We start from the raw sequence: 23,278 nt of genomic DNA, 5'->3' as shown, positions 1-23,278 counted from the left end.
CAATTTTTATTTTAACTTAACAGAAGTTTATTGTTAAAAATCGTTTTGAACGGCATTTTACTTAATGATTTTAAAATTACTTTAACGAATTGTCATATTCTTCAAAAACCAGTAAAACTTTAGTTCCGACCCCAATTTCACTTTCAATTTTAAATTTAATTTTAAGCAGATCGGTCATTCGTTTTACAATAAACAATCCAAGACCTGTTCCTTTAATTTCTGAATGATTTAAAGAATCTGATCTGAAAAAAGGATTCAAAATAGATTCGAGATCTTTTTTGGCAATTCCTATTCCGTGATCCAAAATGTTGCAGATTATCTTCTGGTTTTCTCTTGATAATGAAATTCTAACCGTACTGTCAGGCTTTGAGTATTTTACAGCATTTGAAATGATATTTCGAAGAATAGTTACTGTTAAATAATGGTCAGAATAAATGTAAAACTCTTCTGAGGCATCTAAAATCACATTTATTTTTCCAGATTTAATTTTCTCTGTATTCAATTTCAGAACATCTAAAATCACCGAATTTAGATATATATTTTCTTTGAGAATATTCTGCTTTTGGTTCTCAAAACGAGCCATCATAAGCAGCTGGTCTACAAGAGAATTCAAATGATCCACTTCATTAATGCAATAATTTATCTTCTCTTCGTACTCCTTGTTATTACGTGGTTTACGAATCAATACTTCAAGTGTTCCTTTAATTACCGTAAGCGGTGTTCTAAGCTCATGTGAAGCGTCAGATGTAAATTGTTTTTCACGTTCTATTGCATCTTCAATTCGGTTCAATAAATTATTGATGGTTTTAGAAAGCGTAAATAATTCGTCTCTTGTTTTTGGCAATGGAATGCGCGCTTTAAGATTATCTTTCGTAATAATCTTCGATGTCTGAATAATGCTGTTTATTGGCTTGATGCTTCGCCCGGCATAAAATCTGGCCAGAAAAAACAAAATAAGCAGAATAATGGGAAAAGTAATCAATAAAGTATCCATCAGATTATCCAACACTTTTGAAGAATCTGAAAGCGACATGGCAATAATCAGATAACCGACTTTCTTTTCATGCACGTGAAGCGGAACTTGTATCTGGCGAATTTTATTCCCTAATAATTTAGCGTCAAATGGGTTAAAATGCTCTTTGCTTTCATGAAAAACGAGTTTCTCATTTTTTAAATTAGGCGATTTTTCGATAATTTTTTTGTTCAAATCTAAAAACTGAACAAAAATAGGATTTACATCTACCGAATTATGCTCTCTTTCCTCCCATTCTTCGGCATCCATAAACACTACAGCACCTTTTTCTATTCTTAACTCTTTTAAATGATCCTGAATTTCAATATTCAAATTCTCATCAATATGATTGTAAACCGTAAGTTTCACAATAAAATAAATAGCAGAAAAGACCGCTAAAACCAACAGTCCTGTTCCGACTATATAATTTAACGCTATTCTGTTTTTAAAAGATAAGGATGTCATTGGGCTAATCATTGGCAATATATCCAATGCCTCGGATGGTTTTTATATAGTCTTCCTCAATTTTAAGATTCAGCTTTTTTCGAATTGCATTCATAAAAACATCAATAACGCCTGTATCATACTCAAAATTGATTTCCCAAACGTCTCTTAAAATCTGATTTCTTGTGCAGACTTTACCTTTATGCTGAATTAAATAAGCCAGCAATTCGAACTCACGCTGTGTAAGCGAAATTTCTTCTTCTCCTTTTAATACAATATGTCTGGATAAATCCATCGTAATGTTTCCAAGCGTCAGAGTTTCGGTTTGTTTTTTATTTCTAAAGTGAACTTTAATTCGCTCAACCAGTTCCTCGAAGCTAAAAGGTTTTTTGATGTAATCGTTTGCCCCAGCTTTTAAGCCTTCTATAGTTTCTTGAACTGTATCTTTTGCAGTTAAAAAGATAATCGGTGTAGTTTGATCCTTAACTCTTATCGCCTTGCATAAATCAAGACCGTTAATTTTTGGCAGCATCCAATCTAAAAGAATTAAGTCAAATTTTTGCTCTTGAAGCAGTTCAAAACCTTTAGAGCCATCACCTGCAGTAGTGATTTGATAGCCTTCTTCTTGCAAACCTTGTTTTAGAAATTGAACAATTCCTACTTCGTCTTCAACTATTAAAATATGCATTTATCGTATCTGATTAAAATTTGAATTTCATTTTTTCAATTCAAAGATAGATAATTTAGCCCTGAGAAATAGTCTGATGTGCCAATAAATAGAGAAAAATAGTATCTTAAGCAAACATTAAGTTAATATTAAGTAAGGTAAAAGTTTAACTTAATCTCACATTAATGATTCGAAATTAATTTTGTAAAAAAATTAATCCGATGAACTTTCACAAAAAACTTTCTCCTTTCTACAATCTTGCTTTACTGTATTTTATTGTAAGTTTCACGCTTAGATTGGTATTGCTTTTTCATCCCATTACCCAAAGTTCTTTCACTTTTGCAGAAAGCTTAAAAATATTCTCTTTTGGCTTGCTGTCAGATTCTTTAGTATTTGTACTGGCTTCGGCGTTTTTGTGGCTTTATCTTATTTTTATTTCAAATTCAAAATATAACAAACCATACGGATATATTATACTGGCAGGTTTTCTAGCGCTTTTAATCTATATAGCTTCTGGAAAAAGTATTTTTGATGAATACGGTGGCGCTTTGCCTAAAATCGTTTTGATTTTTGTTTTGATAAAAACAATTTTGTTTTCACTTTTTCTTTTTCTTCCAAAGCACAGAGACAAAATTAGATTCTGGCTTTTTGCTTTTGTGATCTTTTTATACGTTTTATTGATTCTGCAAAATGCAATCAGTGAGTTCTTCTTTTGGAATGAGTTTGGCGTAAAATACAATTTCATAGCTGTTAATTACTTGATTTACACCAATGAAGTAATCGGAAACATCATGCAGTCTTATCCTGTTGTTCCGATATTCTCTGCTTTGTTTCTCATTACCGGAACCATTACTTATTTTATTATCAAGAAATCTAGAAATTATATAGATGAGATTCCTTCTTTTAATGAAAAACTAAAAATTTCGGCTTTGTATGCTGTTTTATTTATTTTTTCACTATTGGCCATTCCTGAATTAGCCAAAACAGAAAATTCGAAAAATGTTTTTGTTAACGAACTTCAATCAAACGGAATCTATAAATTCTATCTGGCTTTCCAGAATAACAAATTGGATTATTTTAAATTCTACAAAACAATTCCTAACGAAAAAGCTTTTGCTTTATTAAAACAAGACTTCCCTGCTATTTCAGGAAAAAATACATTGCGCCAAATTAAAGAAGATTCTTTGGAACAGCGCAAAAATGTGGTACTAATTACTATTGAAAGCTTAAGTGCCGATTTCATGAAAATGTATGGAAACGAACAGAACATTACGCCATTCTTAGACAGTCTTGCGCAAAAAAGCTTGCTCTTTACCAATATATATGCCGCAGGAAACCGTACAGTTCGCGGTCTTGAAGCTGTAACCTTATGTTTGCCACCTACTGCTGGCGAAAGTGTTGTAAAAAGAGAAGACAATAAAAATAAATTCTCAACAGGATCTGTTTTCCTTAAAAAAGGCTACAATGTGAAGTTTATGTATGGCGGAGATGCTTTTTTTGATAATATGCAGGATTTTTTCACTGGTAATGGTTATCAAATAATTGACAAATCGAGTTTTGCTGAAAATGAAATCACTTTTTCAAATGTATGGGGAGTCTGCGATGAAGATATGTACAATAAGGCAATCAAAGTTATGAATGGTGAAGCTAAAGAAAACAAGCCTTTCTTTAATCACATCATGACTGTAAGCAACCACAGGCCTTTTACTTATCCTAACAACAAAATTGACATTCCAGGAAACATAAAATCTCGTGACGGTGGCGTGAAATATACCGATTATGCGCTGAAACAATTCTTTAAACAAGCGGCAAAACAGCCTTGGTTTAAGAATACGGTATTTGTAATTGTAGCCGATCACTGCGCTTCTAGTGCCGGAAAAACCGAACTGCCATTAGACAAATACAGGATTCCTGCTTTAATTTATACGCCAGACATGAAACCTGAGAAATACAACAAACTGATGTCTCAGATTGATCTTATGCCAACATTATTTGGGCTTTTGAATTTTGATTATGAAAGCAAATTCTTTGGACGCGATGTGTTTCAACCAGATTATCAGCCTAGAGCCTTTATTGCAACTTATCAGGATTTGGGACTGATAAAAGATAATGTTTTGACGATTTTATCTCCAAAACAGCAGATAAAACAGTTTCAGTTGAAACTTAATGAAAAAGCTGGAATTTCTCCTGAATTTCAAATATATTATGATGAAATTCCGATGAAATCTCAAAACCAAAGTCTTATCGACCAAACGATTTCTTATTATCAATCAGCTTCTTATGTGTTAAAAGAGAAAGAATATCAGTTTAAAGACTTAGCTAAAAAGAACAAAGAATTATACGCAAAAGTTCGTTAATTTTTGAAAGTTAACTCCAACAGGTTTTTTAAAATCTGATTTAATACAAACCCGACAGTTTTTTTGAAACCTGTCGGGTTTATCTTTTCGATTATCTCCTTAGAATAAAAAAGGCCTCAAATTCGTAAAGAGTTTGAGGCTTTTTTTACAGTTACACTTCAACTTGAAACATGAAACTTTAAAACTTAAAACAAAAAAGATTAGTCGTTTTGATTTTTCATTCCAAACAAATCTCCTTTTTGGAATAATTTTAAATCATCCTGCAGAAACTGATAATTTCTTTGTGTAACTGCTGGTGAATCTAAATCACTTAAATCTGGTTTTCCTGCATTCACCCATGCTGTATACCAGAAACTTGCAGTTGCTGCAATCGCTTTTCTCATTTGGCTTTCAACCATTCCGTTTAACTGTTCGTGAAGTATTTTAGCATAATCATCAGAGAAAACAGGCGTGTTGTATTTGCTTTTTAACACTTTTCCTTCAGCATCCATTTTAAAAACTTTGTCTTCAGCGGTACCTAATCTTAATTTCTTATCAATATCCAATAAAGGCTGTGCTAAGCTGTGAGTATCATTAATCATATCCCAAATTGCTTTATGAACATCAGGATAAAATTGCGCTTCAGGAACATTTAATTTGTAGTTTTTAACAAATAGTTCCGGCAATCTGCTTTCCCAAAGAGAATGAATTCCTTTTTGGTCAGTCAATTGTCCGTCGTGATTTTTAGAAGTATGCAATGGCATATGCGCATCACCAATATAGTGACCTAAATCTGCAGCCAAGAATAAAATTTCAGCTCTGTTTTTTTCTTTAAAAGCTTTAGTCAATTTTGCCATCATATCTTCAATATACCAAGGCAAGATTCCATTATCGCTTAAAAATTTAGCGTCATATTTTTGTTTCGCTTCTTCTAGTGTCTGCGGATAAGTGTCTGCAGCACCAAAATTTTCCATATCAAAATAATGCCTAGCCCCTTCTTCTTTATAATTTAAAGCATACTTGCGGATATCTGGAACCGAAGCTTCTTGTGTAATAAAATCAATGTGATTGTAAAAAAATATCTGTAATTGTTTTGGTAAAGCCATTACAGCTGCTTTGTTAATACGCTCATGGCCAACATTTCCCCATGATAACATAATAAAGCCAATAATTAAAGCACCGAAAGCGATTAATTTTGGTCTCATTTGGATTTTTTTCATTTGTTTTTTTATTAGAGGGAGCAAATTTAGCTTTAATTAAAGAATACGCAAAAAATACTGTTATTAAGATTCTCTTATTTTAGCATTTTGATATTTTTCGCCTTAAAATCGACAAGAAGCCCATATTAACAATAATTTTCTTTATACCTTTGGTTTTATAAACAAATACCATTTTATGCGCCAGATTACTTTAAATCTATTCATTTTATTTTCCTCGTTCTGCTTCGCGCAAGAAACTGATTTACAGTTAAAAAATATAAGTGATACTATATTAAATCCAAAACGGACTCTCAAAGTTTCTGATCCATTAGACGGTGTAAAAACAATGCAGAAACTGTTTGCTGGCAATCTGTATCATCTCACTGATAAAAACACTTTTATAAGCTGGAAATGCAAATCGTGCACTCCCTCGCCTTTTCTGGATGTAAATGGCGTAGAAGGCGACCAATTATTTCCGTATGCTGAAGGTGTTGCCACAAGACTTTTAGCAAATATTGATTATTCAGACTCTAAAGGAAATCAGTTCAAAATATTAGCTTTTAACCATTCGGTTCATGATGAAGACGGACTGCAGACGGGACGCTTTTCTGGAGGATTGCTAGGTTTGGCAAAATTTGCAAAAAATGGCAGTTCGTGGGATATGCGATCTTTTCAGCCTGCAGTTGCTGCTTTTGGCTCTTTTGCACAATGCCCAACTCCAAAATTGGTTGAAATTGGCGAAGATCAATTTGCTTTTACATTCTTGCACGTTAACGGTGGCGCAGGAGGTCCTTTTGAAGGATGGCTTTATCTGGTTGCTGGTTTTGATGGAAAATATCAGCCGATAATGGAAGTTGACAACTATCAGCTTACCAATGTTGAAAGCATAAAATGGTCTGGATCTTACACCGTTGTGAACGACAATGCTAAAAAACATTTTAGAGATATTATAATCAAAACAGCGGGATCCTATAACAAAGCTTTACAATCTAAAGACGAATTTGGCGCACCGATTCCCGAAGAGATTGCCGCAATGGCCAAAACAAAAAAGTCATTTAATTTTGAGATTGAAAGACGCTTTGCATTTAAAGGAAAATTCTACAAAATGATTGATAAACCAATTGTAAAATTTTCCAATGTAAAGTAATAGTTAAAACTTTGAGTATAGTTTTACCGCAAAGAAAGCAAACTTTATTTTATTCCTATTTTTTTAAGAAGTGAAAAGTTCGCAAAGCTAGATGTATAAAAACTTTGTGTGCCTTAGCGCAAAACCTTGCGCTTTTTGCGGTTAAAAAAATATTAATTCAAATAAATAATTGATACTAACGCTAAAACTGCAATAAAAACCCAAAGAAAAACTCCTTGAAGCAAGGGCTTTACTCCTACTGCTTTTAAAGTGGCAAAATTTAAAGTTGCTCCAATTAAAAACAAAGTGATAGTTAAGCCAATTTTTGCAATGCCTACCAAATGTCCTGTAAAAATAGCTGTTGACGGAAGGTAAGTATTGACCAGCATTGCCACAACAAACAAACCAATAAAATACGGAATTTTGATTTTTGAATTTTTACTTTTAAAAAGAAAAGCAGTCAGAATCGAAATAGGAATAATCCATAAGGCACGGGCTAATTTTACTGTTGTAGCAACTTGCAGTGCTTCTGCGCCGTATTTGTTTGCTGCACCGACTACAGAACTCGTGTCATGAATGGCAATGGCGCACCATAGTCCAAAATCTTTTTGTGATAAATCTAATTGGTGCCCAATAAACGGAAAAACAAATAAGGCAATTGAATTCAATATAAAAATAACTCCCAAAGCTATTGAAGTCTGATTTTCGTTTGATTTGATCACCGGAGAAATAGCTGCGATTGCGCTTCCTCCGCAGATTGCTGTGCCGCAAGAAATTAAATGAGACGTTTTTTTCTCTGTTTTAAGCCATTTCCCTAGCAGAAATCCAAAAATTATTGTACTGAATATTGAAAAAACAGTTAAAACGAACCCTTCTTTTCCCGCTGAAACGGCACTGTTGGCATTCATTCCAAAGCCTAAACCAACTACAGAAAACTGCAATAAAAAAGTGATGGCTTTATGATTGAATTCTACAAATGGATTTCCAAAAAGGTTTACAATCAAAACGCCTAACAAAAGTGCAATTGGAGGAGAAATAATCGAGAATAGGCATAAAAGAATTACAGCAAGAAAAAGTACTTGTTGCAGTGATTGACTAATTTCAAATAATTGTGCTGTTGTTTGTTTTTTTGTTTTCAAAATAAATGGTATTGATATTATGTTGCAAAGTTCCGCCGTTTATATTGAAAACACCAATCGCAAATTACAATTGGCTATAACTTCAAGTTATAATGATTTGCTAGATTTTGAATAAATAGTTCTGATAAAGCATCAGATTTCCCTTGTAAAGTGGCAATGTAAAAATATCTCTCTATTGATAGCTTTTCTACATCCAAAACAATCAATTCTTTGTTTTTCAACTCCTTACCTACAGCATGAATAGACATAAAAGCAAAACAATCTGAATTTAATAAATATGACTTTATGCTTTCTGTACTTCCAAGCTGCATTTCGATTTGTAAATCTGAAAATTTTAAGCCTGCTTTTTTTAAGGCAAATTCTATAACTTCAAGTGTTCCAGATCCCCGTTCGCGGGTTATGAATTTCATTGATTTTAAATCGTTTACTGAAATTTCATTATGTCGCACAAAAGGATTGTTGCTATTGCAGACCAAAACCAATTCGTCTTTTAAAAATGGAATATATTTTATGGATTGATTTTTTGAATGCCCTTCTACAATTCCAATTTCGATTTCTTTATTGATTAAGGCGTTTTCGATCTGTTCTGTGTTTCCATTCAGCAAATTGACTTTTATGTCTTTTTGTTTTTGATGAAAACTAGCCAAAACTGGCGAAATTATATATTGCGAAATGGTTGTGCTCGCTCCTAACCTAAGCAAACCCTGACGTTCTGAATTGAACGAACTCATTTCAAAATCTATCTCTCGGTAAATATCAAAAATACTCTTAGTATATTTTAGGAGCATTTTTCCCGCGGGTGTTAAAGCAATCTTAGAGCCGTTTCGTTCGAAGAGCTTCGTTTTATAGGTTTCTTCTAATTCTTGGATATGTTTGGAGACGGCTGGCTGTGTGATATATAATTCTGTTGCCGCTTTAGTAAAATTAAGGCGGAGCGCAACGGTGTAGAAAACCTTTAGCCTGAAGTCCATAACTATTGTTTGCTTTGTTTCATGTTTAAAGTTTCAAGTTATGCAAAAACTTTGAATCTTTTTTGTCTTATTTTACAACCTTACTGTATAGTCCCTACGGGACAATTTTGTTTGGTGCAATATTTTTTTTCTACCTATGTGAAACTCCTAGCGGAGTTTTTTTTATAAATATTGTTTTTATTGATCTTTTTTATCAGAATGAAATCCATAAAACATTTAACCGAAAATCCATATATTATTTTTCTCTAATTATTGCCGATCTATTGGGAACATTCCCGATTCATTTAACAATAGTACTAATTTATATTTATCTGTTTTTTTATCACTTCTGTAAATATATACTTTCTTTGAAAATGCTCTTTTTACTAAGCTGTCTTCTTTTTGAACATTTATTTTATAAGAATTAAAGTTTGCAAAACCGAATTCAGTTGCACTATCACTAACAGTCACCATTCCTTTTGCATCCTCGTCAATTTGAGTAATTACAAAACGATAATCTTTTCTATTTTCTCTTCTTACATTTATATAAATTAAAGAACAAATAACTAAAAAAAAAGATCCAAAGAAAATTAAAATCGTTTTTAGCGACATAATAAAATCGTTTTTCAAATTATTTTCAATTTAAATTTAGTCCCTACGGGACAATTTTACGTGGGGTCTTCTTTTCTTCCAATATGAAACTCCTAGCGGAGTTTTTTTTTATAAATATTGTTTTTATTGATCTTTTTAATCAGGCTGAAATCCATAAAATATTTAACCGAAAATCCATATATTATTTTTCTCTAATTATTGCCAATCTATCAGGAGAAACTCCTAGCGGAATTTTGTTTTATAAATATTGTTCTGAATGATCTTTTATCAGACTGAAACGTATAAAACAGTTTTATAAGACAGAAAAATTGCCAAAATTCTAAAGATAAAATTCTCGCAAAGATTAAATGCTGGTAACACCTCTCCTAATTTATCACTTTAGTCCCGTAGGAACTTAATATGAAAATTATAAAAGCCCATTATATTTTCTAACAAACCATTCAGCTGTTAAGAGCGCAACAATTAAAATCAACAGCCAAACCCAGTCGATAATTGGGGTTTTGCTTGAAATGTTTTTCTCAATTGATTTGTATTCTTTGTTCTCTAAAAGTGTGTTAATCAAATGATCGGCCTGATCTTCAAAAAATGCTTTTCCGCCTGTCTGTTGTGCCAATTGCTGTAATTTTACAACGTCTGGGTTCACAAACTGCTTTTCGATATCAAAATCTAATATTTCGAAATGGCTTGCGTATGAGGTATTTGAATTTAATTCTTTTACGGTAAAATTGTATTTTCCTGCCGAAAGCCCTTCCAGATTAGCCGAAAAAGAATTGCTTCCTTTCAGCAAATCGTAATTTTTGGTTTGTTTGGTTGCTGCGTTTACAACGCTAATTGTAAGTCTGGCTTTTTCGTCAAACTCATAATTTTTGTTGAAATATTGTGCGTTGATGATAATTTCTTCTCCAGAATTGTAAAAGCTTTCGTGCGTTACCACTAATGATTTTTTTGAAGCTGATGATGCTAAATATTGAACAATCTTATCAATGAAAACATCATATTTTTCGAAAGACTGGTTGTCAACATGGCTTTGCAAACGCCATTTCCAGCTATTTTCTCCAAGAAGAAAAGCGGTTCTTTTTCCTTGATTTTCGGCGAAAGCCAATAATGGCGCATTGGTAGAAACGTTTCTGATTTTTGACGAAAGTAAAACAGATACATTTCCGTTTGTACTTATATTTCCAAAAGGATTCTGCAGAGGCGGAAAATTTTCAAAACCGATATCATCGATGGCAAAAAGGTTAAAATCAGAATGAAATTCGCTAAGAAAATCTTCACGCTGATTGCTCATTTTAAAAATCAGATTGTTTTGCTGCTGATTCAAAAAGTTGAAATCGGTATTGTTTCCTGTTATGATAAAGGCATTTGTTCCTTTTAATTTGTTGTTGTCAAAAATGCCCTTGAAAGCAGCAGTAGGCTGATACATAACCAAAACAGAAATATCCTGCAAGTCATTAATTTGGTTTGGTTTAACCAATATTACTTTACGCTGTGCATTAACTTCTATCGAACGTTTTAAAGCTGCAATATCAGGATGGTTTATTGCCGAAACAATGGCAATTGTCGACTTCTGGTCGATAATTTCGACTGCAAAATTTTTAATATTGTTGTAGCTGTTTTTTTCTTTAGCCGAAGATTGAATACTGGCTTTATAAACTTGCAATCCTACTTTATCTGCTGGCAACAGCAAATTTAAAGAAGCTGTTTTTTTTGATGGCGAAAAGGAAAGCTTTTCTTTTGCCACAACTGTATTTCCTTGTGAAATGGTGAATTCTGCATTGGCAGTTTTGTCGCCGGCATATTGCAGAAAAACTTCGACAGGAAATTTATTTTTATGAAAAGCGTATTTGTTTACGTTGAGCTGATTGATTTTTAGATCAAAAAAAGTGGTTGTATCTCCCACAACCAAAGGATAAACTTTATTGACAGGGTCGAATCTATACACATAGTCGTTTCCTGTAGTTTGATTTCCGTCTGTAATAATTACGGTTGGGAAAATCAGGTTTTTGTTGATGCTTTTTAAATTCTTTGCCGCTTCGTCCAAATTGGTTTGATTTCCTTTAAAATCAAATTTATCTGAAGTTTTAAAATTGCTGTCAAATTGATAGGACTGAATGTCAAATTTTTCTTTTAGAGCAGGATTTGAAATTAGTTTTTGATATAATTCGACTGCTTTTTTATCTGATTTTAAAGCTGCAATAGAACTTGAATTGTCTACTACAATTGCCAAAGGCGTTTTGGTAATCTCCAAAGAATTTTTAGAAATTATGGGATTGATCAATAAAACCAGTAATCCGAAAATGGCCAAAAAACGTAAAAAAGCCAAAAGCATAATCACATTGGATTTACTTTTGGCTTTGAAAAAATATTGAAAATACGATAAACCACCCGCAATTACTAAAGAAAGCAATAATAAAAGAATCGTGTTTGTCGTCATAATTTATTTAGTAATTGGAAGATTAATAATTCAAAGATTTCAAAACCTTTGAACCTTTGCAACTTAGTACCTCAGTACTTTAGGTTAGCATTCCTCCGCAAACATTAAGCACTTGTCCTGTAATGTATCCGCTCATATCTGAAGCAAGGAATAAACAAGCGTTTGCAACGTCTTCTGGAGTTCCTCCGCGTTTCAAAGGAATACCTTCTCTCCATCCTTTTACTACATCTTCTGATAGTTTTGCAGTCATTTCAGTTTCGATAAAACCTGGAGCGATTGCATTGCAACGAATGTTACGAGAACCTAATTCTAGGGCTACAGATTTAGTGAAACCGATTGCACCCGCTTTAGAAGCAGCGTAGTTTGTCTGACCTGCGTTTCCAGAAACTCCAACAACAGAACTAATATTAATGATAGATCCTGCTCTTTGCTTCAAGAAAGTTTTCTGAATCGCTTTTGTCATATTAAAAACCGATTTCAAGTTTACATCAATTACTTGGTCAAAATCTGCCTCAGACATACGCATTAAGAGGTTGTCTTTAGTAATTCCGGCATTATTGATTAAGATATCTACTGTTCCGAAATCAGCTAAAACAGCGTCAACAAAGGTTTGAGCTTCGTTAAAATCTGCTGCGTTAGATTGGTATCCTTTCGCTTTTACTCCTAAACTATTTAATTCTGCTTCTAAAGCTTCTGCAGATGCTGCAGATGAGCTGTATGTAAAAGCTACGTTTGCTCCATGTTTAGCAAAAACTTCTGCAATTCCTTTTCCAATTCCACGGCTTGCACCAGTAATAATTGCAACTTTTCCTTCTAGTAATTTCATATTAAGGTATTCGTTTTTATTTTTTGAATTACAAATATAGATTATTTGGCCGTTTAATAAAATTTGTAATCCAAAAATTGGCTTAAGAATTTTAGATGCTGCTAAAACAAAAAAAACAGCTCATAAAAATGAGCTGTTTTCCCCCAAAATAAAAAAACAAAACTAAAAAAGTTTAAATGTGATTTTGTCTCGTTATAAAAAATACAATAATCATGAATGCCATCATAATTAGCATTCTGAAAATCGAAGTTCTAAATTCTTTTGTTTCTTCTACTTTATCCTTTTTCCATTCCTTGGTAAGATTCCAAACCATAAAAGGAAAAATTACAATTAGAGATAAATACAAATAATATCTAACGTATTCGCGGTAAGATTGATTTATAAGTAAAAGACCTATTCCCCACAAGAAAATTGCAATAAAGCCAGGTTTTAACACTTTTTTCATCATAAAATCTATAAATAAAAAGTTTGATTGTTTTAGTTCAGAAATTATGTTTGGTAAAAGCAGCCCAAAAATGAGCTGCTTTTTTCTACAATAAAAATTATTTCAAAAATCTTAATTATTGAAATGCATAAGTAGTGATTCTAAAACTGCTAGATGCTCCCGTGAAAGTATAAATAGCGTTTGAAGCACCACCAAATCTGAAACTTTCTCTATTAACATATAAACCTTTTGGATCCATTAATTTATCATCAAGATTTTTCACTAAAGCATCTGCTGGAATAACTGCAGTTCCGTTATGCCATAATGAATGTTTTAAGATGATTGTTTTATTAACAGCATCTTCTGTGATAGTTGCTCTATGGTAAACGGTTGCTTTTCCTCCTGTAAAACTGTACATAATGTCTACAGTACGATTATTATAAAAAGTAAATTGCACTCTATTTACTTTTGCTGCTGATGCACTGTTAATTTGATTTAGCAAAAACTTACATAATGGCGTATTTGTTGGAGCGCTTGCAAGATTAGCAGCGATATAGCCATAAGCAGTTGACGGAGCTCCGGCAGCAGGCAATGTCACTTTGTAATCGTCTGTAAGTCTTGGCGGTACATTTGAATACATGATAGTAGCCTTAACGCCATCTTTTCCTGTAGCTACAAAAGTGTTGGTCGCACTATCGTAAACAAAATCTGTAAGTTTTTGACCTTTAACATCTAATGGAAGTTTTGTAAAAGCTCCTTTTGGATTAAACGAAAATGCAAGGTCATAACTTGTATTAACAGCAGGATCTAAAGAATAAGCTGTACCAAAACGGGCACTTGTGTTATAATCAAAATCATAATTTTTGGTTGTTGTGCCATCATTTATTGCTAAAATTCTAAACAACGGACTATTCATATCTCCTGTAATTGCTTTGATGATTGGAACATTTCCCGCCAAATCAGCCCAGTCTTTTGGGGTAGCTTTTACAAAACGAAGAAAATGGCTATTTCTATTGGTTCTGAAAATAATGTCGCCATTTTTTTCTCCATAGTAATAAAACTGAAAATCTCCTAAATATCCTTTAGCAAGAAGCGCACCAGTTGGAAAATTGCTCGCATCTGATAAAAGATGGATTCTATTCTGTGTAGTAAAAACTAAACTTACTGTACTTCCTACCTGCATTTCGTATTGACTTTGATATATTTTTGTATCTATCTCGCCGTCTAAACCTGTAAAATCTGATGCCATATCTACTTTCATATTTGGCAAAAATTTAAACAGGTGTGTCCATCCTCCCAATTGCGTACTATCAGTATAGTAAACGGCTTTCCAACCATCTGCAGACGAAAGGAGCAAATCGTTTAATTCCTTTTGGCGTCCGCTTAATCGGTCTGTAGCATTTTGATCAAATTTTGCATCTACTTCTGGACTTGAACATGATCCCAAAAGCAAAGCTGCAAAAGCGATCATTAAGCACTTATATATATTTTTTACTTTCATAATATTGATTTTTATAAAAATTTATTGTCCTTAATTGTTTATTACAGCATCTGTATTTTTTTGAGCTTCGTCTCTTAATGCGTAAAAGTCTATATTGAAAGAATCTTTATAATATTTAACCACCAAAGCTTCTTTTGCTTTAATATTATTTCTAGCATTGACATCTGTAATGCTTGCTAAAATTGCATCGTACTCTGCTTTTGAACTGGTTAAGATTGTAGCTGCGGTTTCTGCAAAATCTTCGTAAATGTTTAATCTCGCATAACTTGTAATAAAACCTAATGATCTAGATGTAGCTATTGCTTCTGTATACCAAGTAGTAGTATATCCAGATGGTGTTATTTTTGCCCACGCCTGCTCATCAAAAGGTTTGGTCTGGTTTAAAATATGTACGTATTCGTGCTGAATGGTGTGAATGAATTGCGTCACACTCGATCTGTTCTTTTTATTAAGATTATCAACTTGAAAAAGAGACACTCTTTGACCCGCTTCTGCTAGTCCAAGCGTTACTGTACCATTTGTATTTAAGTTTACGCCTCCAACAAGCACAAATTCTCTTGGAGCAATTTTCTTTACAAAATCCTTTCCTCCAATAGTGCTATAACTATCGATCCAGATTTTCTTTACAACTTCCATTGCTGGCTGTACTTTATCTCCTTTTGGCGGATATAAGTATCTGTTTTCGTCTACCAAATTCTGGTTCCATTCGTAATAGACATTGATATTATAAGGATTTAAAAAATTTGCACCTATCCAATTGTCTAATTCTGTCTTTTGCGGTGTAGAAAAATCTAACTGACTTTCTTTTGGCTGATCTTCGTGTGCGCATGATGCAAGCAATAAGGCGCCCGCAATAACTACTGTTTTATATGTTTTGAATATCTTCATAATACTTTCTAATTAAAAATTTACCTAGGATTTTTTTCAATACCATTATCTGAAGCTCTAAGCGGTATTTGCAATGCTCTTCTTTTGTCGTCTTTTTCTAAGACATTGTTTTTTACCACTTTTCCAAATTCAAGCGTATTATGCGTTACAACAAGATTAAAACGTTTAATATCAAACCATCTAAGACCTTCTCTGATAAAATCTCTTCTTCTTGCTTCGGCAATTGCTTTTATATACGATTTCTGAAGATCTGTTAAGGCATAAAATGGAGTAAATTCATCTGCAATCACAGGAAACTTAGCCGTAATAATTGCTTCAGTCAATATATCTGTCGCTGCATTATATCCAGAAGTTCTAGTTCCTAAAAAGTATGCTAATTCTGTATTCACTTCAGCGATTCTGTTTTTCATCACCAAAGCTTCAATACGGTTCAAATACATTTCGTCATTGCTAAATAATACAGAACCGGTATAAGGCTCACCTGTACGAGATGTCAAATTCGTGTATTTAAAATATTCGTAAAGTTTCGGAACAAATACATTGGTTCCTCCAAAATATTGGCCGTTTGCTCTAATTAAATTAGGTTTAGCCCACACATTAGTCTGTGTTCCTAATATTTCATCAGATCTGTTTCCTGGAAGCGCAAATCTGTATGCTGCCGATCTGTTTGCAATTGAATTTGGATAAGCAACCAATAAATTGGTTTCTTGTTCAACTTTTGAATATTCGATTGGCATTTGAGCAAAAGGCGCTGCATTAAAAGCAGTATAATTTCTAATTTTTGTCGGTTTAGAACCAAGTCCTTCAGAATATTCCAATACTTTGTCCCAATCTCCTTTTATTAAGTAAAAACGGCAAGCAAATGCTTTTGCTGCATCTACGTTAAAGTGGTATTTCGGCTCTTTGTAATCGCTTGTAATGTATTTCATTCCTTCAATCAGGTCTTGCTCAATAAAGTCAAAAACTTCCTTAACAGTATTACGCTTATATTTTACCAATAATTCTGTTTCTGGTTTAGTTATATAAGGAACTCCCAAATCTGTCGCTGCGGTTGCAGGATTATAACGATTTGACCAAAGCGAAACTAGCATAAAATGATTGTAAGCTCTTGCTATTAACGCCTCTCCTTTTAACGGGTTAAGAGTTTCTTTGCCTCCAAGCTTTTCGATAGCATCCAAAGCCTGATTTGCCGCAGCAATTGCTTCGTAAGATGACATCCAGAATGCATTTTCACTATCAGTTCCGATTTGACTCTGCATTTCCCAGTTGTAACTCTCCTCATTAATTATGCTCACAGACTGTAATGACTCAGTATCAAAAACGTTGTCTGACATTACTTCCGCAATTGGAAAATACGATCTGTCAGGATAAGCGGTAACTAATAATTCTGCTATTTTTTCTGGAGTATCTATCTGTGTTCTATTATCTGGCACCTCTGAAAGGAAATCATCACAACTGCTAATTGTAACTAGTAATAATAATGACAGTGCTATTTTTATATTTTTCATAATCAATTTATTATTAGAATGAAATATTAACTGCAAACGTATATTGTGCCGTAATTGGGAAAGCTACCCCTCCTGTGTTACGGAATTCAGGATCTTGTCCGTTCAATTTTTTATCTGAATAAATCAGCCAAGGATTAACCGCAGAACCTTTCAAAGTGAAAGTTGACAATCCTAATTTTCTCTTATAATCGCTTGGGAATTCCCAGCTTAAAGAGATGTTTTTTAAACGTACAAAGTCACCGCTTGCAATTCTAACATCAGAGAAATTATAAGTGTTGTAAGCAATCTGCAAGTCGCTAGAACCATAATTTCTATTCAACAATTTATCTGCAATTACAGGAACATTAGTATAATTTTCGTCTCCTGGATTAATCCATCTGTTTGCAAAATCTTTTGTAAAAACTGTTTGATCTGTATACTTGTTGCTATACACAGGGTTTAGTCTTACTTTGTTTCCTCCAGATCCAACTACGAATACATAAAGCGACCAATTTTTGTATGTGAATGTATTAGCAAAACCAATAGATTTATTAGGCTCAACAGATCCTTCATATTTCAAATACTTTGTTACGTCGTTTGTGTCTTGAAAATTAGCTTCTGTTATATTATTATCTGCTCCGTCTTGTAAAATAAAAGTTGGAAGCCCTTCATTATTCAAACCTGTAAATTGGTAAGAATACAATGCGTTTCTTGGATGTCCTACTGTATTTCCTCCGTTTGTAGCAATCAAATCAAAAACAGCAGGTTTATTGGCCAATTTTGTAATTTTTTGATCATACACAGAGAAGTTTACTGTTGTAGACCATTTAAAATCTTTTGAAACAATGTTTTGAGTAGTAAAACCAACTTCAAGACCTTTTGTTTCCATGTCAGCATTGTTACCTTGCTTAATAGACTCTCCTCCAACTCCCGATGTAATTACGTAATCGATCAAATCGAATGCTTTACGACGGTAAACATCTGTTGTAAGCTGCACTCTATTTCTGAACATTCCAAGATCAACACCAATATTGGTTTCATACTGCTTTTCCCAAGTCAAATCTTTATTCTGCAAATCTTCTATACGAATTGCATTTTCTCTATCTCCAACAGCAAAACGGTCTGTAATGAAACTTTTATAAATTGCCAATGAGTTGGTTGCTGGACCAGCAGTTGCAGTTAAACCGTAAGATGCTCTAAGTGCCAATGTATTAATAGGCTCAACATCTTTCATAAAACTTTCTTCTTTAACATTCCATTTACCACTCACAGTGTACGTAGGCAGCCATCTAGAAGAACCAACATCTCCTTGTCTGTTTGAACCGTCATAACGACCTGTTAATGAAGCCGTATAACGACGATCATAAGTATATCCGATTTTACCAAAGAAACCAACAGTACGCTCTCTTTCTGCTCCAAACTCATAATAAGAGTTTCCTTCATTTACCAATTTTTCTATCAGCTTAGGATCAACAAAAGAAGTAAGACCTTTTTCGAACTGAATACCAGCAGCGGTAAAGTTGTCATTATTTCTATCTACAGATCTAAATTCTGTACCAAAGAATCCTTCCAATTCGTGTTTATCATTAATTGTATTTCTATACGTAATACTATTTCTAACATTGTACGAAGTCATATCGTTCGTAAACTTTCTTAAAAACCCACCGTTTGGCAATACAGAAACTTTAGGCGCTGTTAAATCATTTGGATTTTGATATAAAAACACGTTGTCTTTTTGAATTTGAGTATTCAAAGTCTCGCCTACACCCGCATTATACGCTCCTACTACGTTTGAATCTTCGTAGATTTTGTGCTCTCTTGAAGTATTAGCATAACGCGCTGAAGCGGTAAGGTTGTAGCTCAAGTTCTTGTTGATTTTATAATCTAAATCAGCTTGAAAACGAATGTCGTTTACTTTAATATCTAAAGTATTATTTTCCAATTCGTTAAGAATATTCATTGGCGCCCAGTTATTTTGATAATATTCTAGGTTTCCATTATCATCATAAGGTCTCAACGTTCTGCTTGTGCTTAATACATAATTGAATGGGTTGATGTCAAAATCTCTAACTACTTTACCAAAAACAAGATCATTTTTACTGTCGTAAGCACCAGGAGCCTCTTGATCACGCATCGATCCTAAAGTAGACAAAGTAATATTTAATTTATCGTTGATGTAAAAAGTACCTTTAATATTAGCCGATAATTGTTTTACATTATCTGCTACAGTCCATCCTGGATCTGTGTAATATCCTAAAGAAGCATAAAATGTGTTGTTTTTTCCTCCTCCAGAAAAACTTAATGAGTGATTTTGAGTAATTGATGGTCTAAATAAAACTTTAAACCAATCTGTATTTGCCAATTCGTACTTTTTCAAGAATTGATTAATATATGGCTGCTCATTTCTAATTCCGAACTGGCCATTTGAACTATCATATAAATTAATCTGCTTTGCCAAAATACCATAAACACCACTAAATCTAGCTGTTAATGAAGAACTTTGATCCAAATATCCTTTAGTTCTCATTTCTTGGAAAACACTCATAGATTCTTGAGAGTTTAAGATGTCAAACTGAGTGTAGCTCGGTACTGTTCTTACTGTATTTTCTACAGAATAGTTTATTTTTAAAGGAGAATCTCTTCGTCCTTGTTTTGTAGTAACAACCACAACTCCGTTTAATGATCTTGAACCATAGATTGAAGTAGCAGATGCATCTTTAAGAATTTCAATACTTTGAATGTCATTTGCATTTAAACCTGCAACAGCAGAACTTAATAATGTTGCAGAGTTTCCAGAGGCTAAATCTGCAAACGTCACATTAATGATATCTTCTTGAACAACACCATCAATTACCCATAATGGTTTGGTATCGCCAAAAATAGAAGAAGATCCACGAACTGTAATTTTTGGAGTTGCACCAAAAGATCCTGTCACGTTTTGCACAGTAACCCCTGCCGCTTTTCCTTCAATCATTCGGCTTACATCAACCACACCATCAACTTTTAACTCAGCTCCAGAAATCTTACTGATTGCACCTGTAAATGTTCTTTTTGAAGTTTTTTCGTAACCAGTAGTAACTACAACTTCTTTAAGATTCTGTCCAGCCTCTGTTAAAACCACAGTTGGCGTAGGATTAGTAATTCCGATTTCTTTTGTTTCCATACCAACATAAGAAATAACCAAACGGTCTACATTAGCAGGCATTTCAATAGAAAAATTTCCATCAAAATCTGTTAATACAGCTGTTTTTGTCCCTTTAGCCAGTACAGTTGCTCCAGGAAGCGGGCTTCCGCTCTGGTCTGTAACTTTTCCTTTAATGATTGGTCCAAAAGTTAAAATTTCAAACAAAGAATCATGATTGTTTGCATTAGAAAATGAAACAGCACTTTTTTGAAGCACGATCTGATTGCTAACTTCCGAAAAAGTGATATTAAAAGGAACCAATATTCGGCTAAGTATACTTGACAAAGTTTCTTGGTTTGCTTCTATACTTACCTTCTCTCCAAGTTGAGGAAGTCTTGAATTGTAGGAAAATTTTACATGAGCAGATTTTTCGATTTTCGATAAAGCATTGTCTAAAGTCAGGTTTTCAACTGTTATAGTTACTTTAGTATCTAATTTTTTCTGCCCATTTACATTATTTGCGAGAGTAACACTTGAAAACACAAGCGCTAACACAAACTGAAACAGCGTTATTTTCATGATTTGGTGAAGTAATCGTTGCTTGACAACAGGTTTTTTCATAATTTTGGTTTGTTTTGATTAATACTATTCGAGTGTATTTTAAGAAACATCATAAATTACCCTTTACAGAGAGTGATTTATTCAGATTTAAGTGTCGATAATGTTACAGCATTCTCGGCACTTTTTTTATGTATTTGTTTTTTACATAGGCAGTTGCAGTTTTTCTTTTAGTTTTTAATTAGTTTAATTTTGGATTTTATTTTTCTATTTTTTTTGATTGAATTAAAACTCTAGTTACAGCCAGAAGTCGTAATTACAATCTGATTTCCATTCATTTCATAATTGGTGTCATTGCCAATACTCTTACAGATTATTTTAAGTTTTTCTGCCAGCGGCTGATCGCTTAATGAAGTGGTCAATCTGCAGTCTTTCAATTTGTCATGAGGAAAATCGATGTCTACTAAATAAGCCTGCTCAATAGTTTCTAAAATTTGCGCTACAGGAATATCTGTAAACTCAAAGCTCAACTGCTCAATATTCCTAACGCTATTTACTAGGATCGGATCTGCGGTAATATTGGTTATTTTATTAAAAACCAAATCTTTACGAACAAACCGCAATGCCTGATTTGGAAGCAGAACAATCTCTTTGTTTTCGACAGTGCGAACCAAATCATTAGACTTTACCTTTACTTTACCGGTGCGAACAAGAACTTCAACATTCTGTTGATCTGGATAAGCCTTTATTCTAAAGCTTGTACCCACAACACGAGTTACAATTTCGTTAGCATAAACAAAAAAAGGCTTTTTAGGATTTTTACTAATTTCAAAGAAACCTTCGCCGGATAAATACACCTTTCTTTCGTTCCCGGTAAAGATTTTAGGGTAACTTAATTTACTATTGGGCTGTAATAAGACCGAACTTCCATCTGATAAAGTTACGATCTGTGATTTTTCAGAATTGTTGGTTTGTTCAACCAAACCTTCGTCAGTTTCCTGAACCAATTCATTGTATGTAACGACATTGTCGCTTGATATTAGATCATTTTTAAAAAACCATACAGAAAAAACGCCAATCAAGACAGCGGCTGCAGCACCGCCAATCCAGTAGCTTCGTGTTTTTAGTTTCTTAATTTTTGAAGTTTTTTGAGAAAGTTCTTCTCTATGTTCAATTTTACGCCAAGTTTGCTGCAGGGCTTCATGAACTTCATTTGAAGACAGATTCGATTTTGGAACTCGCATGGCCAGCAGTACAAGTCTGGCATCTTCGACAAGTTTTGCTCTTTGCAAATTTTCCAAAGTCCACTCTTCCCAGCCTTGTTCATCAATTTTAGACAAAATCCATAATTGAAAAGAATCATCAGCTAAAAAGTCTTCTATGTCGGTATAATTATTACGTTTTTGCATCGCACTATTTAGGGTTACAAAAACATAGAGGACAGGTTTTTTATTATATACTCACCTATTTAAGATTTTTTTTTAATTTTTTCTTAATTTTTTAAAAAACCCCTGAGGATATAAGGACTAGAAGCGGAATACTTCCTTTCCATTCTTTGCGAAGACTCAATAAGCCTCGATGAAGAAGATTGCTCGCAGACTGATAATTGACATCCAATAAATCGGCTATCTGATCTACACTTAATCCTTGATGATAACGCAAATACAGCGCTTCTTTCTGGCGCCCGGGCAAATCATTTAATAATTTATTCAAAAGCAGCACACGTTCGGCTGTTACTTCATCTTCAACCAAATCGTTTTCTATAGAAAAGTCAAAAAGAAATTCTAAAGCATCTGTAGTAGTCGTTTTTCTAAAAACATGATCTCTTTCATGCAGCCGAGCAATTCTCTTTCTAACACTCGAAAGCAAATATGCCTTAACAATAACATTATCTTGCAAAGAGTTACGATACAGCCAAATATCAGCAAAAACATCTTGAATACAATCTTGCACTTTTTCGGCATATGGACAAAGCGAATTGCCATAACTAATCAAGTCTCTATAGTATTTTTCAAAAAGCAATGAAAATGATTTCTCATTACCATTTTTCAAATTATTCCATAAAATAAAATCGTCTAAAACTTTGTTCTTTAAAATTTGGCTCATACAAAAATGCTTAGGGCGCAAAAAATCAAATTATTTAAGATTCATCTTAAAATTGTATAGATTAATTACAGGGGGTTAAAAAATTCTCAAAAATTTTAATTCCTTCTTGAATCAAAGTAAAGGCGAAATAAATTCAATTTAACAAAAATTTAACAAGTATTTCGTATTTCACCAGCTTAAATCAGAGAAAGAAAAAATCAAATTTTAACATTATTTTTTGTTTTTGTGTGATAAATATAGAAAAGCAAATAATTAAAACCCAATAATTCGCTAAAATTTGCCATTTTTTTCAAATTTATCAGTAATTACTCCATTTTTTTGATTAAACTTAAAATTTACCGTAATTTAAATTTTAATTAACAGAATTAAATTAAGCGATTCAAAATCGCTAGCGCTATTTCTATCCAAAAAAATATTCCACAAAAAAAGCCTCACATATTGTAAG

General features: G+C 33.2%; 17 protein-coding genes. 2 read left to right on the top strand and 15 right to left on the bottom strand.

The window, feature by feature from the left end; translation table 11 throughout:
- Positions 1-76: 76 nt before the first annotated feature.
- Positions 77-1,477, bottom strand: a complete 1,401-nt coding sequence (locus tag N4T20_RS15465) for a sensor histidine kinase (RefSeq protein WP_260670032.1) — start codon at positions 1,475-1,477, stop codon at positions 77-79.
- Between the two features lie 4 nt (positions 1,478-1,481).
- Positions 1,482-2,144: a response regulator transcription factor gene (locus N4T20_RS15460; protein ID WP_260670031.1), complete on the bottom strand. Its 663-nt coding sequence runs from the start codon at positions 2,142-2,144 to the stop codon at positions 1,482-1,484.
- Positions 2,145-2,344: 200 nt separating this feature from the next.
- Here N4T20_RS15460 and N4T20_RS15455 point away from each other — a divergent pair, with 200 nt between their 5' ends.
- A complete protein-coding gene (locus N4T20_RS15455) occupies positions 2,345-4,480 on the top strand; it encodes an LTA synthase family protein (protein ID WP_260670030.1) in 2,136 nt (711 codons plus the stop codon).
- Positions 4,481-4,680: 200 nt separating this feature from the next.
- Here the strand turns inward: N4T20_RS15455 and N4T20_RS15450 are convergent, their stop codons facing one another.
- Entirely contained in the window at positions 4,681-5,679 is a 999-nt protein-coding gene (locus N4T20_RS15450; RefSeq protein WP_260670029.1) for a zinc dependent phospholipase C family protein, read from the bottom strand.
- 325 nt (positions 5,680-6,004) lie between these two features.
- On the opposite strand from N4T20_RS15450, the gene N4T20_RS15445 reads away from it, so the two are divergent.
- Entirely contained in the window at positions 6,005-6,805 is an 801-nt protein-coding gene (locus N4T20_RS15445) for a hypothetical protein (protein ID WP_260670028.1), read from the top strand.
- Positions 6,806-6,957: 152 nt separating this feature from the next.
- Here N4T20_RS15445 and N4T20_RS15440 read toward each other — a convergent pair whose 3' ends face one another.
- The 12 genes from N4T20_RS15440 to N4T20_RS15385 form a co-directional block, all read right to left on the bottom strand.
- Positions 6,958-7,923 carry a YeiH family protein gene (locus N4T20_RS15440; RefSeq protein WP_260670027.1) on the bottom strand — a complete coding sequence of 322 codons (966 nt, stop codon included), beginning with the start codon at positions 7,921-7,923 and terminating at the stop codon, positions 6,958-6,960.
- Between the two features lie 74 nt (positions 7,924-7,997).
- Positions 7,998-8,894, bottom strand: coding sequence for a LysR family transcriptional regulator (locus N4T20_RS15435; protein ID WP_260670026.1), 897 nt, complete (start codon positions 8,892-8,894; stop codon positions 7,998-8,000).
- A gap of 249 nt (positions 8,895-9,143) precedes the next feature.
- The gene (locus N4T20_RS15430; RefSeq protein ID WP_260670025.1) at positions 9,144-9,503 is read right to left on the bottom strand and encodes a hypothetical protein; all 360 of its coding nucleotides are present in this window, start codon (positions 9,501-9,503) and stop codon (positions 9,144-9,146) included.
- A gap of 388 nt (positions 9,504-9,891) precedes the next feature.
- Positions 9,892-11,919, bottom strand: a complete 2,028-nt coding sequence (locus N4T20_RS15425) for a hypothetical protein (protein ID WP_260670024.1) — start codon at positions 11,917-11,919, stop codon at positions 9,892-9,894.
- A 79-nt stretch (positions 11,920-11,998) separates the two neighbouring features.
- Entirely contained in the window at positions 11,999-12,745 is a 747-nt protein-coding gene (fabG, locus tag N4T20_RS15420; protein ID WP_111369193.1) for a 3-oxoacyl-[acyl-carrier-protein] reductase, read from the bottom strand.
- Between the two features lie 172 nt (positions 12,746-12,917).
- Positions 12,918-13,193, bottom strand: a complete 276-nt coding sequence (locus tag N4T20_RS15415; protein WP_260670023.1) for a hypothetical protein — start codon at positions 13,191-13,193, stop codon at positions 12,918-12,920.
- A 112-nt stretch (positions 13,194-13,305) separates the two neighbouring features.
- Positions 13,306-14,670, bottom strand: coding sequence for a DUF4302 domain-containing protein (locus N4T20_RS15410; protein ID WP_260670022.1), 1,365 nt, complete (start codon positions 14,668-14,670; stop codon positions 13,306-13,308).
- Between the two features lie 30 nt (positions 14,671-14,700).
- Positions 14,701-15,558, bottom strand: a complete 858-nt coding sequence (locus N4T20_RS15405; RefSeq protein ID WP_260670021.1) for a putative zinc-binding metallopeptidase — start codon at positions 15,556-15,558, stop codon at positions 14,701-14,703.
- A gap of 20 nt (positions 15,559-15,578) precedes the next feature.
- Positions 15,579-17,066: a RagB/SusD family nutrient uptake outer membrane protein gene (locus N4T20_RS15400; protein ID WP_260670020.1), complete on the bottom strand. Its 1,488-nt coding sequence runs from the start codon at positions 17,064-17,066 to the stop codon at positions 15,579-15,581.
- Between the two features lie 13 nt (positions 17,067-17,079).
- Complete coding sequence (locus N4T20_RS15395) at positions 17,080-20,790, bottom strand: SusC/RagA family TonB-linked outer membrane protein (protein WP_260670019.1); 3,711 nt, start codon at positions 20,788-20,790, stop codon at positions 17,080-17,082.
- Between the two features lie 230 nt (positions 20,791-21,020).
- On the bottom strand, positions 21,021-22,136 hold the full coding sequence (locus tag N4T20_RS15390) for a FecR family protein (protein WP_260670018.1): 1,116 nt from the start codon (positions 22,134-22,136) through the stop codon (positions 21,021-21,023).
- A gap of 91 nt (positions 22,137-22,227) precedes the next feature.
- A complete protein-coding gene (locus tag N4T20_RS15385; RefSeq protein ID WP_260670017.1) occupies positions 22,228-22,833 on the bottom strand; it encodes an RNA polymerase sigma factor in 606 nt (201 codons plus the stop codon).
- Positions 22,834-23,278 lie beyond the last annotated feature (445 nt).

It is taken from the genome of Flavobacterium sp. TR2, from assembly GCF_025252405.1.
Lineage (GTDB): Bacteria > Bacteroidota > Bacteroidia > Flavobacteriales > Flavobacteriaceae > Flavobacterium.
Note: the sequence above shows the minus strand (reverse complement) of the source record. Positions and strands in the feature narration are given on the sequence as shown.